General features: G+C 50.3%; 11 protein-coding genes. 7 read left to right on the top strand and 4 right to left on the bottom strand.

Annotated features, from left to right (window positions below; translation table 11 throughout):
- Window positions 1-144: 144 nt before the first annotated feature.
- The 6 genes from D9T21_RS05640 to D9T21_RS05665 all read left to right on the top strand — a co-directional run bounded on the left by D9T21_RS05640 (window position 145) and on the right by D9T21_RS05665 (window position 8,392).
- Complete coding sequence (locus tag D9T21_RS05640) at window positions 145-2,484, top strand: sulfotransferase (RefSeq protein ID WP_123324103.1); 2,340 nt, start codon at window positions 145-147, stop codon at window positions 2,482-2,484.
- A gap of 525 nt (window positions 2,485-3,009) precedes the next feature.
- Entirely contained in the window at window positions 3,010-4,167 is a 1,158-nt protein-coding gene (locus D9T21_RS05645; protein ID WP_123324104.1) for an NAD(P) transhydrogenase subunit alpha, read from the top strand.
- Window positions 4,168-4,170: 3 nt separating this feature from the next.
- A complete protein-coding gene (locus D9T21_RS05650) occupies window positions 4,171-4,455 on the top strand; it encodes an NAD(P) transhydrogenase subunit alpha part 2 (RefSeq protein WP_105933132.1) in 285 nt (94 codons plus the stop codon).
- A gap of 12 nt (window positions 4,456-4,467) precedes the next feature.
- Window positions 4,468-5,856, top strand: coding sequence for an NAD(P)(+) transhydrogenase (Re/Si-specific) subunit beta (locus tag D9T21_RS05655; RefSeq protein ID WP_123324105.1), 1,389 nt, complete (start codon window positions 4,468-4,470; stop codon window positions 5,854-5,856).
- A gap of 114 nt (window positions 5,857-5,970) precedes the next feature.
- Window positions 5,971-6,459 carry a helix-turn-helix transcriptional regulator gene (locus D9T21_RS05660; RefSeq protein ID WP_241155634.1) on the top strand — a complete coding sequence of 163 codons (489 nt, stop codon included), beginning with the start codon at window positions 5,971-5,973 and terminating at the stop codon, window positions 6,457-6,459.
- Between the two features lie 136 nt (window positions 6,460-6,595).
- Window positions 6,596-8,392 carry a DUF5666 domain-containing protein gene (locus D9T21_RS05665; RefSeq protein ID WP_123324107.1) on the top strand — a complete coding sequence of 599 codons (1,797 nt, stop codon included), beginning with the start codon at window positions 6,596-6,598 and terminating at the stop codon, window positions 8,390-8,392.
- Between the two features lie 71 nt (window positions 8,393-8,463).
- On the opposite strand, the gene D9T21_RS05670 is transcribed toward D9T21_RS05665, so the two are convergent.
- From D9T21_RS05670 to D9T21_RS05680, 3 genes are read right to left on the bottom strand one after another with little or no spacing between them, the layout of a single operon-like run.
- A complete protein-coding gene (locus D9T21_RS05670) occupies window positions 8,464-9,228 on the bottom strand; it encodes a fumarate reductase iron-sulfur subunit (RefSeq protein ID WP_123324108.1) in 765 nt (254 codons plus the stop codon).
- A complete protein-coding gene (locus D9T21_RS05675; protein ID WP_123324109.1) occupies window positions 9,225-11,198 on the bottom strand; it encodes a fumarate reductase flavoprotein subunit in 1,974 nt (657 codons plus the stop codon). Before D9T21_RS05675 ends, D9T21_RS05670 begins: the two co-directional genes overlap by 4 nt.
- Window positions 11,198-11,959 (bottom strand): fumarate reductase cytochrome b subunit, encoded by a 762-nt coding sequence (locus D9T21_RS05680; protein WP_206427237.1) that lies wholly within the window; start codon window positions 11,957-11,959, stop codon window positions 11,198-11,200. Before D9T21_RS05680 ends, D9T21_RS05675 begins: the two co-directional genes overlap by 1 nt.
- 276 nt (window positions 11,960-12,235) lie before the next feature.
- Here D9T21_RS05680 and D9T21_RS05685 point away from each other — a divergent pair, with 276 nt between their 5' ends.
- On the top strand, window positions 12,236-12,730 hold the full coding sequence (locus D9T21_RS05685) for an alpha/beta hydrolase (protein WP_123324111.1): 495 nt from the start codon (window positions 12,236-12,238) through the stop codon (window positions 12,728-12,730).
- 40 nt (window positions 12,731-12,770) lie between these two features.
- Here D9T21_RS05685 and glpK read toward each other — a convergent pair whose 3' ends face one another.
- Window positions 12,771-14,267, bottom strand: coding sequence for a glycerol kinase GlpK (glpK, locus tag D9T21_RS05690; protein WP_123324112.1), 1,497 nt, complete (start codon window positions 14,265-14,267; stop codon window positions 12,771-12,773).
- Between the last annotated feature and the right edge of the window lie 141 nt (window positions 14,268-14,408).

Here is a 14,408-nt window from a genome sequence, read left to right on the forward strand (position 1 = left end):
GATATTCGTTTTTTCAGAATGATATTTACAAACCGGACAAATATTCGTCAGTTAAGAGCGAAGGTACAAAATCTGATTTCCGTTATGCGAGGCGGCCGCTTTGTGTGCTAATATGGCGCCGTTTTCCAGGGACAGAGCAGTAGTTTGAATAAGCGTGTTATCTTTCATGTGGGTCCGCCAAAAACCGGCAGTTCGGCGATCCAACAGTTTCTTCATCAGCATCGCCAGCCTCTATTGGCGTCGGGAGTTCTATATCCCGCGCATTCGGTGGATGAAAACGGCATTAGCTCGGGTAATGCCAGAGAAATTTGCGCTCCGGATCCAGAGGGCCGTCTGATACTGGATCATAAAAAGCTAACCAATGTTCTCAACGCCTTTGAGAAAAATCCACAAGCTCACATACTGCTGTTCAGCTCCGAGTCGTTTTTCAGAATTATTGATGACATTATCAAGGCCGTACCTAATGCTGAGATTATCTGCTTTTTGCGAAATCCGGTGGAGTTTCAGCTGTCGATTTATAATCAGTCGGTTAAGCGTCATGGTAATCAAAAGCCTTTTACTCCGGGTAAGCGCCTCAATCTTGGCCAATGGGAGAGCATCTTAAAAACAGCCAACCAGCTTGACGCTCATCAGCTTCATTGCTTCGCTTATAAAAACCTCGGTGAAAAAGGCAATGTCATTACCGATGTTGTTGGGGTGTTAGGGCTACAGGATCAACTTTCAGTGAGTGATAGTTCGGTGAACGTCTCGTACAGTTTCGCCGCACTCGAACTCAAACGTTGGCTCAACCAGTTCCCAATTAGCGCCTTACAGGGAGAACTGGATGCTTATTTACAGGCGGCCAGTGCCGGCGCAGGCCGTTATCGGCTGCTGGACGATGAAACTCTGGCAGCTTATAAACAGCAGCTAGCCAATGTTACTGCTAAGTTTCAGCGGTTATTGCCTGAACAGGACTGGCAACTGGTGACTGAAGCCCTCAATAACGTTGCTGCATTGCCCTATTATCAGCAGGGTGTGCATGAGTCGGATATGGCCGGTTTAGTCTGTCAGTTACGACAGGATAAGCCCATGCTTTTCAGGGCGCTCAGTGTCATAGTCGAATCAGCGGAGCAGCCGGATTATAACGTGTCGCTAAAGAGCTTGTTTAAGCTGGGCCGCGGTGCGCGTTGGTTAGTAGCGTTACCAATATTTGCTAAGCGCATGCTGGGCGAAATCAGACAAAAACTAAATGTCTCCGTGCACAATTTGCAGCTTCAACCCCCTGAGTCGCTTAACAATGCCGTAAAGGTCAGCAATGCTGACATTATTCCACAATTGTCCGGCTCGACCCCGGCCAGAGTTCGTGGTGGTGTGCGGGCACAGCAACTGCCTGAGTATGCCCATCAGTTTCGTCATCAACAAATTACCCTACAGCAAACGCCGCCAGTGTGTGTTACCGAAACCGATGTGCTGGCAGAGCAGCCAGAAATTAACCGTTTAAATAAGGGGCACTACTATTATGGCGGGCCAGCGTTCAGTAATTTCGGGCATTTCATTGCTGAATCAATCCATCGGTTAGCAGCTCTGCCCGGTGCTAAACAGCAGGCCAATATCAGCAAGGTGCTTATTTTACCCCAGCTACGCCGCCGTTTACGTAAACTGACTAAGCCGTTACTGCCACCAAACTTTTATGATATTCTGGAATATCTTGGTGTCGATAAGTCGCAGGTAGTGTTAGTCGATAAGCCGCAGCGTGTAGAAAACCTCTGGGTCGCGCCACAGCAAAGCCTGTTTCGTACCCGTAGTCAGATTTCAGCGGATTATCGTCAGTTTCTGCTGCAATGCGAGCGCCGTGCCGGCATCGTGCCCGATAAACAGCTACCGGCTAAAATTTATGTGAGTCGCACGCCGTTTTTATTGCGGGGTAGCTTTGCGGGCGAGCGGTATGTTGAGCAATTCTTTGCCCGCCAGGGCTACACAATTTTCAGGCCAGAAGAGTACGCATTGCGTGAGCAGTTAGGTTATTACAAGAGTGCCAGAGAGATCGTACTAGCCGAAGGGGCAGCGCTGCATGTAATGGAATTGCTGGGCGACATTCCGGCTCGCATAACCGTGCTTCAGCGCCAGAGCAACTCTGATTATCTGTTCGGGCCATTATTAGAAGCCCGTTGTAAAAATGTCAATTTCTTCGCAACACTGAAGGTCTTACCGTCTCTTTTTGTGGTTAAAGGGCATAAGAGTGCAGCTCATGGTAGTGCTCTGTCAGTGCTGCACGCAGAAGCGCTCAGGAAGCATTTAGTGCAACGACTGGGCCTCGACGGCTTTGATGTTGACGAATTTTTAGCCACTGTTCAGCAGGATATTGCTGCTTACCTGCACGCTTATGCCAATATCCTCCGTGCTAACGAAGAGATAAAGCAGTTACCGGATGAGTTTATTAAAAAGGTCAAAGAGCTAGAGCCAGATTATGTGGGCGATATGCCAGCGAACTGGCATCGTGAATAACTGTACGTCCAGCTGATTTTATCGCTGTTGGAAAACAGCCATTAGCACCCTGAGCAACTCAAACCCTGTTGACAATGCTCTTCAGCAGAAACCTTTTAAAACGTTGTTGAGGCAAATATCTGATAACGGAGCTGTGAAAACCAATCTACAGCGCCTTGCATATCTGCGCTAATTACTCAATTCCCCACCCGCACTATTTACCTACTTCTTTGAATTGTATTATAAGTAAGAGTTATAAGGCTTAAATGTTTCATAAGTGGTATTTACGTGTTTAAGGCTAAATTTTCTCTTTCAATTTCGATTTTATTTATGCATTATTGGCTTCTCGCTGTAATCCTTTCCTAAAACTCCAATAAAAATGGAAGATTACAAAATTGTAGATATAAACCAGTTTTATAAAGCAAGAGCTTTACAATTTTGTAGTAAATGGATCAAAAGCACCTTGTGGCAACAAACAGATACCGCTTAATCGCTCCTTAAAAACAGCGGTTAGGTTAATTTTGCCCGGAGGAAAGGAGGATACTCTTGAAACTCTTAGTTCTAAACGAAGCAAGGCACGCTATTGATGATAGTTTTGTCGAACAGCGCTGCGCTGTAACGCCTGCCACAGTGATGCGGTTTACCCGAATGGGCTTTACCGTCATGCTTGAACAAGACGCTGGTGCGTTATCAGGCTATCCCGATGCCGCCTACACCGAACAAGGTGCCACTATCGTAGAAGCCAATGCCGACGTGCTTGGTGATGCCGATATTGTGCTCTACGTTAACCGCCCCCTAAGCAGCCAGCTGGCACAGCTAAAAGCCAATGCGCTGGTGATTGGCCATATCGATCCGTTCTTCCAGCAGGAACTGGTAGAGAGCATGGCCGGCAAAGGCTTGTCGACGCTGTCGGTTGAGATGATCCCGCGCTCCTCCCGTGCCCAGAAGATGGATGCCCTGAGCTCTCAGGCGAGTCTGGCTGGTTACGTGATGATGATGCAGGCCGCAAATGCCCTGCCAAGCATTCTGCCCATGATGATGACGCCCTCCGGTACCATTAAACCGGCCAAGGTATTTATCATTGGTGCTGGTGTAGCTGGCTTACAGGCCATTGCAACCGCCAAGCGTTTAGGTGCTAACGTGCTGGCTTATGATACCCGCCCGGTTGTGGCCGAGCAGGTTGAATCCTTAGGCGGCAAGTTCCTCAAAATTGATATTGGTGAAACCGGTCAGACCAAAGACGGTTATGCCAAAGAGCTTACCGACGAGCAAAAAGCCAAGCAGCAGGAAGCGCAGCGAGATGCGATTGCCGACTCTGACATCGTTATCACCACTGCCCAGCTGTTCGGACGTAAACCCCCGGTGCTGATTTCCAAACAAACCCTGGCGCTAATGAAGCCGGGCAGTGTTGTGGTGGACATGGCTGCGCTATCGGGCGGTAACGTTGAAGGCTCTGTGCCTGGCAAAACAGCTGTAGTTGAGGGCGTTACTGTAATTGGTGACGGCCACTGGAGCCAGCGCGTGGCTCGCGATGCTACCGATATGTATGCCAATAACCTGATCAATCTCATTGATGAGTTTTTCGATAAGGAATCCAAGCAGTTTACGCTGGATCTGGAAGACGAAATTCTCGCAAGCAGCGTGATTACCCACGCTGGCGAGATAACCAATGACATGCTCAAAAACGCATACAAAGGGGGCTAACACATGGAAACTATTTACCTGATCTTTATTGTTCTGCTGGCCGCCTTTTTAGGATTCGAACTTATCCGTAAGGTACCGGCAACACTGCACACGCCGTTAATGTCCGGCTCTAACGCCATTTCGGGGATCACCCTGGTGGGTGCGTTGGTCGCTTCTGGCTCTGACAACGACACGCTTACCACAATTTTAGGTACCGCCGCGGTAGCGCTGGCGAGTATCAACGTTGTGGGCGGGTATATGGTTACCGACCGTATGCTGAGCATGTTCAAGAAAAAACAAGGCAAGTAAGGAGATTATGCTGTGACTGATAATGCATTGATCATTAATCTTGCCTACGTACTGGCAACCACGTTATTCATTGTTGGCCTTAAATTACTGAGTCATCCGTCATCGGCCAAAAAGGGCAACCTGGTGTCGGCGGTTGGTATGTTTATCGCCGTGGTCGTAACCTTAATCGACCAGCAGATTATCAGCTATCACTGGATCCTGCTGGGCTTTGTGATTGGCGGTGCCTACGGTGCATGGAAAGCAAAAACCGTTGAAATGACACAAATGCCAGAGATGGTATCGCTGTTTAACGGTTTTGGTGGCGCAGCTTCCTTGCTGCTTGGCTGGGCTACGGTATCCGGTATGGGTCCCATTGCTCTGGCGACCACGGATTCGCTGATTTTCTTAACCGTGTTCCTGACCATTTTAATTGGTGGTATTACCTTCTCAGGCTCAGTGATTGCCTGGGGTAAATTGTCGGGCAAGATGTCCTCCAAGGCGTTTATTTTTACCGGTCTGCGTGAACTGAGCATTCTGCATCTGGTAGCGTTTTTTGTGGTGGGCTATTTGTTTGCTACCGACCCGGGCAACCCGCTGTGGTTGTATGTGTCGATTGCACTGGCGTTAAGCTTTGGTATCTGGGCCACTATCTCCATTGGCGGTGCCGACATGCCGGTGGTTATCGCACTGCTTAACTCGTACTCAGGTGTTGCAGCCTGTGCGGCGGGTCTGGCGGTTGCTAACACCATTCTAATTGTTACCGGTCTGCTGGTAGGCGCGTCGGGTCTTATTCTGACTAACATCATGTGTAAAGCCATGAACCGCTCGCTCATGAATGTACTGCTTTCCGGGTTTGCCAAGCCGGTAGAAATGGGCGAGGCCATCGAAGGCGAAGTGAAAATCATGTCTGCCCAGGATGCGTTTTACGTACTGGAAGCCGCGCAGTCTGTACTGGTAGTGCCGGGTTACGGTATGGCGGTAGCACAGGCTCAACACGCGGTTCGCGAGATGCAGTCGTTACTGGAAGAAAACAACTGTACAGTGGAATATGCTATTCACCCGGTAGCTGGACGTATGCCTGGCCACATGAACGTACTGCTGGCAGAAGCCGATGTACCTTATGATCTGCTGTGCGAAATGGACGATGTGAATCCGCGCATGGAAAACTACGACGTGGTCATTGTTATCGGTGCTAACGACGTGGTTAACCCGGCGGCCAAAGAGATGAAAGGCAGCCCGATTTACGGCATGCCGGTAATTGAGGTATACCGCGCCAAAACCGTATTTGTGCTTAAGCGTTCTGCCAATGCTGGTTTTGCCGGGGTTGACAACCCGCTGTTCTTTAAAGACAACACTCGCATGGTACTGGGTGATGCCAAAGACACCATTAATAATATCGTTCGCGAGTTTGGTGACGATTAATCGTTACGCTTAGTCAATTATCGTAAAAATGGCCTGCATAAGTGAATTGTGCAGGCCATTTTTGTTGGCTGCTGATATGATCCCCTTCCACCGGATAAATTGTTGGAGTAAGTGGTGAAAGATAAAGTCCTGTCTGTCGCGCTGGTGTGCATTATTGCACTCAAGTGCATGGATCTTTATATCGACTTTTCGGAAGATCTGGAGCTCATCCACATTATTCAGGAGTCTGTACTGATCCTGATATCATCTGGTCTATTTTTGTTTCTGATTATCGATATTCGCCAACGCTCAACAGCGCTTAAGGCACTCAGAGCCGATTTAGAATTATCTAACTCCAAAGTCAGTCAGATGTCTGAAGAACTCAAACGCTCCAAGCGGGATTTTTTTGCCGCAGTTCAGGAACAGTTTGAGCGCTGGCAACTCACCCCCAGCGAAAAAGAGGTGGGCTTGTTTTTATTAAAGGGCCTCAGCCTTAATGAAATTGCCGAGCTGCGCCAGACCTCAGAGAAAACCATTCGCCACCAGGCCTCGGCAGTCTACAAAAAGTCAGACTGTACCGGCCGCCACGAACTCGCCGCGTTTTTCTTTGAGGAAATGAGTTGATTTTTATTCTATTAAATCAGCTATATGCCCCGCTTATAGGCTAAATGCCCTATGTATTTCAAACTAATGTTCTAAGGTAACAATAGCGATTAACGACTATACTCTTCACAGAATTTGCAATCACTGAGGAGTCGTAATGCGACGTTCACTGTTAAGTTTATCTATTTTGGCCGGTTTGCTAACCGGTTGTGGTGGTGGATCTTCTGATTCTGCTGTAGAAACCCTGCCATCAGGCACTGAGCCGCCAACTTCCAATCCAACTACTGTAGTAAAAAGCGGTGTGATCACCGGGTTTGGTAGTGTCTACATCGATGGTAAACGCTATACCACCAATACCACCACAATTACTGTTAACGGCAACGCCGGCGCGGCTATCGACGCATTAAAAGTGGGCATGAAAATTCAGCTCACCAGTGATGATGACGACGATGAAAATAGCAATGACGCCAGCGCAACGAGTATTACTTACGACTCAGATGTGGGTGGGATTATTCAGTCGATTGATCGCTCTGCCGGGCAAATTCAAATTGCCGGTGTAACGATGGTGTACGACGATTTAACCCATTTTATCGGTACCTCTGTTACCACATTAAACGTGGGAGATCGCATCGAGGCAAGCGGCTACGCAATGGCTGATGGCTCATTTTATGCCACATACGTAGAACTGGAAAATGATCTGCCAGAAAGTGAGCCACAGCACATCACCGGAGTGATTAGCGAGCTGGAAACGACTGCGCAAACTTTTTTCATTGGCAGCATGCAGGTGGATTACAGCCAGGCGGTGCCAGAGGGTGAGCTGGCCAACGCGCTGCAGGTTAAACTTGAGGGAGTAATAACTAACAATGTCTTTGTGGCTTCTGAGCTTGAAGTACGCAACAGCCGCTTTGAAGAGCAGGATGACATTGCAGAAGCTGAAGTGGAAGGGGTGATTACGGCGGTAGATGCTGCTGCTCAGACGCTGGAAATTTATGGTCAAACTTACGCTTATAATAATGCCACTCAGTTTGAATATGGCGCAGCTGAAAATTTAGCGCCGGGTGTAGTGGTTGAACTGAACCTGGCCTTTAATAACGGCGAGCAAACCGTTACCAAAATTGAGTTTAAACAACTATCCGTTACCGACGGCAAGCTAAAGGGAATGATTACTGCTCTGGACAACGAAGCAGGCTCATTTACCGTTAACAACACGGTATTTTACGTTAATACACAAACCCGCTTTGAAGACGATAATGACCAATACATTGCACTGAATTCACTACAACTGAATGATTTAGTGGAAGTGGTTTATCAGGTGGAGGCAGGGCAAAACATCGTATTGCGACTCGAGCGTGAGGATGACAACGAGTATTACGAGGAGTCTGAGGTTGAAGGATATCTTGCAGCTTTTACAGAGAACTCTGTAACGCTCTCTGGCCTGACTATAGCGATGAGTGTCGACGCAGTTTATCTGCTTGACGATCGCCGTGTCACGTTGGCAGAGTTCATTGCCGCCCTGGTTAACGGTGTAAAACTTGAGGTACGTGGAAACTATGATGCCAATGGCAGCTTTATCGCTAATAAGTTTGAACTGGAACGGCAAGGCGGCGACTCAGAAGATGGCGATGATGATAATTCAGACGATGGTTCGGACGATAACGACGACGGCCAGGATAACCACGACACCACCACCGATACTTATGTGGAGATTGAAGGACGGATTAGTGCTGTGAGTGCAGACAACCGCTTTACGGTGAATGGCTACGAAGTAGATATAAGTGCCGCGTCAGAACTTGAACTTAACGAACGCCGGGTAAGCGCGGCTGAGTTTATGGCGGCCATCAGTGTAGGCACTATTGTTGAGGTAGAAGGTTCGCTCAACGAAGTAGGTGTACTTCTGGCCAGGGAAGCTGAAATCGAAACGTCCGACGATAACAGCGAAAGTGACGACGACTAACCAGCATTAACCGTTAGTGGCTTTAATCAGCCGCTAACGGTTTGTTATCAATCGGCTCAGCAATAAGCCTGTTAGTTTACCCCGGCAACTGCCATAGCGCGGCGCATATACGCAATTTGTTGTGCCAGCGGCAGCTCTTTGGGGCAGAAGTCCTCGCATCCCAGCATGGTCATACAGCCAAAAACACCGTCTTCGTTGCCTACCACTTCATAAAACTGCGCATCAGTACGATTATCGCGAGGGTCTATTTTAAAGCGCGCCAGTTGATTAAGGCCTACTGCGCCAACAAATTCCGGACGCATCTGCGCTGTACCGCAGCCGGCAATACAGCATCCGCATTCAATACAGCGCTCCAGTTCGTAAATCTGCTCGGCTTTCTCGGGTGCCATCTTCGCTTCAATGGCATCAATATTGGTATCTTCACTGCTGTGGATCCAGGTTTGCAAGCGCTCACTCATGCCGTGCATCCACTTGCCGGTATTCACCGATAAGTCGCCAATAAGCTCAAAACCGGGCAGTGGCATTAAGGTCACTTTAGCCGGAAGCTGGCTAACCAGTGTTCGGCAGGCGAGGCCCGGGCGACCGTTTATAAGCATGGCGCAGCTGCCACAAATACCGGCGCGGCAGACAAAATCAAACTGCAGTGAAGGCGCTTGCTTAGCGCGTATTTCATTGAGAGCAATAAACAGTGTCATGCTGTCGGCTTCTTCCAGCTCATAGTGTTCAAAATGCGGCTCGCTGGTGTCGTCATAAGGATTGTGCCGAAAAATGGCAAACTCGATGGTGCGCGCCGTACTTACTTTTACCGGGATGCTTTGTTGGTTAGCGGCATTCATGATTCAAGTTCCTCTGATAAACGACCATTGCGGCCTCTGAAAGGCGCCGGTAAACACTCGGTAAATGGCATTAATTGCTGTTGCTTGGCGAAACGGTCCTCCGCTGAGGCCTGGACATTATCAACTTCGGCCTGACGCGCCGGTGTGTCAGGGTGATCAATGCGTTCTTTGCCGCCGTAGCCCCGCCAGCCCGGAGGTAATTCCATGGCTTTTACATCCAGTGGTTCATAGTCAATTGACGGCGAGGAAGCATCAGTTGGCCAGCTGGATAGCGTGCGCTTAAGCCAGTGTTTATCATCGCGAAGCGGAAAGTCCTCGCGGGAATGAGCGCCGCGGCTTTCTTCCCGGGCCAGGGCACCACTGGCCACACACAGGCTGAGTTTAAGCATCTTTTTGGCGCGATAAGCCGCGCAGAGTTCCGGGTTTACACCACGGCTGGTGTCGCTGACTTTTATTCGTCCGGCACGCTCATACAGAGATTGCAATTCAGTAACCGCCTCAGCCAACTGCTCACCGTGGCGGAAAATCCCCACTTTGTCGGTCATCACTGATTGCATGGCTTCAATAATTTGCCAGGCGTTTTCGTTATTCTCGCTGCGCTGGAACGACGCCAGTTCATCACGAACCTCATTCACCTGGCTATCAATGGCCGTAGAACTGATTGCCAGGGTAGCCTCTGTGGTCAGGCTGTCGGCCATAAACTCGCCTACAATCATGCCGGCTACCACGGTTTCAGCCACCGAGTTACCGCCAAGGCGATTAAAACCGTGCATATCCCAGCAGGCTGCCTCGCCGGCTGCAAATAAGCCTTTTAGCGTTGGTGATTCGCCGCGGTAATCGGTACGGATACCACCCATAGAATAATGCTGAGCCGGGCGCACCGGAATAAGCGACTCGGTAGGATCGACACCTAAGAAATACTGGCAGATTTCCTTCACCTCGCGCAGTTTGCTGTTGATATGCTTTTTGCCCAGCAAACGGATATCCAGCCACAAATGTTCACCAAAACGGGACTGTACGCCGTGGCCGTTACGAATGTGCGTTTCCATCCAGCGCGACACCACATCGCGGGAGGCAAGCTCGCGCTTCTCGGGTTCATAATCCGGCATAAAGCGGTGCTCTTTTGCATCCAGCAACAGGCCGCCATCGCCGCGACAGCCCTCAGTAACCAGTATACCCGCCGGGAAAATTCCGGTGGGATGAAACTGCACCGCTTCCATATTGCCCAGTTTGGCAATGCCGGTTTCAAGTGCGATAGCAGTACCAATGCCCTGATTAATTACGGCGTTGGTGGATACCCGGTAAATACGGCCGAAGCCGCCGGTAGCAATACAGGTGACTTTAGCCAGGTAAACCATGAGTTCACCGGTAATGAGGTTTCGTACAATCGCACCCTGACAGCGGCCGTTATCATGGAGCAGAGCAATGGCCTCCATGCGCTCGTGGACTTCAATGCCCTCGGCAATGGCCTGATTACTCATGGTATACAGCATGGAGTGGCCGGTGCCGTCGGCCACATAGTTAGTGCGCCATTTGGCCGTGCCACCAAAGTTGCGTGCGGTAATCAGGCCGTGTGACTCATCCCTTTCTGTAATCGTTACTTCTTCGCCGTTGATCACACTTTTATGATCGCCTTTTTGTACCCGGTTCCAGGGGACACCCCAGGCAGCCAGTTCGCGCACCGCTTTCGGGGCGGTATGCACAAACATGCGGGCAACTACCTGATCGGCGCCCCAGTCACTGCCGCGAATAGTGTCGGCAAAATGCACGTCTTCGTTATCGCCCCAGCCCTTGGCACTGTTGCCTAAACTGGCCTGCATACCCCCTTGTGCTGCCGCACTGTGCGAGCGTTTGGGCGGCACAAGGCTTAAAATAAGTGGCGTAAAGCCACGGCGCTTAACCCCAATAGCGGCTCGTAAACCGGCCAGACCACCACCAATAATCAGCGCATCGGTTACAATCGTTTGCATTAGTCATTCTCTCCTTGCGAGGCGCTGTGCAGCTGCGAATATTCGGCGGGATGATAACGCTCTCCGGCGCGGTCCTGATGCTCGTAGCCTACTTTCATATAGGCGGCGAGCGTCAGTGATCCCAGTACCAGAAAGAATAAAGTGAGTACCCATTTGGCTATGGTCAGGCGTTTGCGGCCAACTTTTGGATCCTTGCCCATAAACCAGCCCCACTTGACGAGCACCCGGTACAGGCCAATGCCGCCGTGGAGCTCAACCACAAACAGCAGCATTAAATACAGCGGCCACATGCGCCCAGTCCATACTCTGTCGGATGAGGCGTACGGGCCGATATCCGCTGGATGCATGATTAACTGGTATAAATGAACAGAGGCCAGAAAGAATAAGGCGAAACCGGTGATCACCTGCACATACCACAGGTAACTGTCGGTATGGCGTATACCGCCAAGATGATTGTGCAGGGTACGGTACTGGCGGTGAGTGGCCGGAAACTTACGCATCGCCAGAAACGCGTGAAGCACAACTAACGACAGAATAAACAGCGCAAACAGGCTCACCAGAATGGGGTAGCCCTTACCAAAGATTGGCTCGCCCTCAAACATCTTGGTCACCCAGTACATGGCATCATTGCCCAGCAGAATGCTCGACACCATAAACATGTGCGCCCACATGAACAGGGCCAGAATGAGTCCGCTGACACTTTGCAGCATGTCCATTACAGCGGGGCCGCGGGGGCTGGATAGCGGGTTCTTGAACAACACAGCACTTTCTCCCTGAAAGTCGGGTTCCCTGCGGGCAGGGAAAGATGGCCTGAGTGATTGAATGTAAAGGTTACGTTTTACTTTGTTATGACATGGCTGGTTGGGATTGCATAAGACGACGGCACAAACCATGCGGTGTTTATTTTACCTTACGGCACTAAAAAGTGGGGCGCAATACACCGGCAAGGTAATCACACAAATGTTTGTTCTGGATCATAAAGGCCGCAGCAGGCCGATAAGCGTATCAAAGCCGTAGTTATAACCAGCAAGTATGATATGTCGCGGGTAATGGCCAAGGGCTACTTTGATTCTATGACCGCCGAAGAACGCTCCGGTGCGTTAGCGCAAATGGGTGAGCAACGTTGGGAAGATGCAGCTAAAGGTGAGCCAACGCTGGCACCGCAGGGATTACCCAGTGAGCTGAACGGTGACGAGCCAGAATTTGTCGCCAATTACTTCGATTTCTACAAAACGCCCCGCGGTTTCCACCCTCGTTCGATCAACTCGAACGGCCAGTGGACAGCTACGACTGCGTTGTCGTTTATGAATATGCCACTGCTGACTTACATCGACGAAATTGCACCGCGGCCTATTTTGCTGATAGCCGGTGAAAACGCGCACTCAAAATACTTTACCGATGATGTGTATAACGCCGCTGCGGAGCCTAAAGATAAGGTCATTCTCGACGGCATGGTGCATGTCGATTTATACGATCAGCTTGATAAAATCCCTTTCGATAAGATCGACGGCTTCTTTGCAGACAACCTGTAGGCTTAGCACTGCTAAGCCTGAGCAGGGCTGTTCAGTCAGGCTACTTTGCCATATGCAAAGTGGCCTGAACTGCTTTATGCCACTGGGTTAACCGCTGCTCGCGGTCGCTATCGGTAGCATTGGCTTCAAATTCACGTTGGCAGGGATTCGCTTCGGCCAGTTGGTTTAATTCGGTGATATCTGTGGCCTGAAAAGCGGCCAGCAATGCCGCGCCCAGTGCAGTGGTTTCCATCACTTTTGGCCTTACTACCGGCACATCCAGCGTATCGGCCAGATACTGGCAAAACCATTCATTAGCCACCATGCCGCCATCCACCTTTAAAATAGTTGGCGGATTACCGCCGCTGCTCATGGCGGTGACTAAATCGTGGGTTTGAAAACAAATCGATTCGAGCGTAGCGCGCACAATGTCATTGGCTGTGGTGGCGCGGGTAATGCCAAAGACTGCCCCGCGAGCATCGGGGTCCCAGTGCGGCGCGCCAAGGCCGGTAAAAGCAGGCACTACCACAAGGCCGTGTTCGTTACCCACCTGTCCGGCAATGGCTTCGGAATCGGCGGCTTTTTCAATTAAACCCAGCCCGTCGCGCAGCCACTGAACGGCCGCTCCGGCAACAAAAATGGAACCTTCTACCGCATAATGGGTTATGCCATTGAGTCGATACGCAATGGTGGTAAGCAGGCCCGTTTGGTTGATGTCACACTGGCTGCCGGTATTGACCAGAGCAAAGCAGCCCGTGCCATAAGTGGCTTTAACGCTGCCCTGAGTAACACAGCCCTGGCCAACCATAGCAGCCTGCTGGTCGCCGGCAACACCGCTGATGTTTAGCACTAACGGCAATAAGCCTGGCTGTGTTCGGCCAAAGTCGGCGGCGCAATCTTTAACCTCTGGCAGCAGGCCGGCTGGAATATCAAACAGCGCTAGGAGTTCCTCATCCCATTGCTGGCTGTGAATATTAAACAAACTGGTGCGACTGGCATTGGTCACATCGGTGGCGTGCACATTACCGTTGGTTAAACGCCAGATTAAGAACGTATCAACAGTCCCGAAAAGCAGCTTGTTATTTGCTGCCAGCTCAGCCGCGCTTTGCACATTGTCGAGGATCCAGCGAATCTTGCTGGCCGAAAAATACGGGTCCAGTTTAAGGCCGGTTTTTTGTTGTACCAGGTTTTCATGCACAGACAAGCTGCTGCAATAGCCGCTGGTGCGCCGGTCCTGCCAGACGATAGCGTTATACACAGGCAGGCCGGATTCTTTGTTCCAGACCAGAGTGGTTTCCCGTTGGTTGGTGATCCCCACATGTTTAACGGAAAGCTTGAGATCGCTGGCAACGGTCAGCGCTTCACGGGCCACATTCAGTACCGACAGCCAGAGTTCCTCCGGATCCTGCTCTACCCAGCCGTTTTTGGGGTAATACTGTGGAAACTCCCGCTGCGCGGTGTAGAGAATTTCAAACTGGTGGTTAAATAAAATGGCCCTGGAAGAAGTGGTTCCCTGGTCAATGGCCAGGTAGGCAGAAGAAGTAGCGTGACGGTTCATAATATTCTTATAGGTTAGGCAACTTTCTTTGCTTAGTGTAAAGGTATTGCACGATTTAGCCAGTCGCTGTGGCTGTGTACGCCGAAAACAAAAAGGAGGGTTACATCCCGCTAACGATAAGTCAGGCTGCCTACACTGGTG

Origin of the sequence: Marisediminitalea oceani (assembly GCF_003731635.1) — a bacterium.
GTDB lineage: Bacteria > Pseudomonadota > Gammaproteobacteria > Enterobacterales > Alteromonadaceae > Alteromonas > Alteromonas oceani.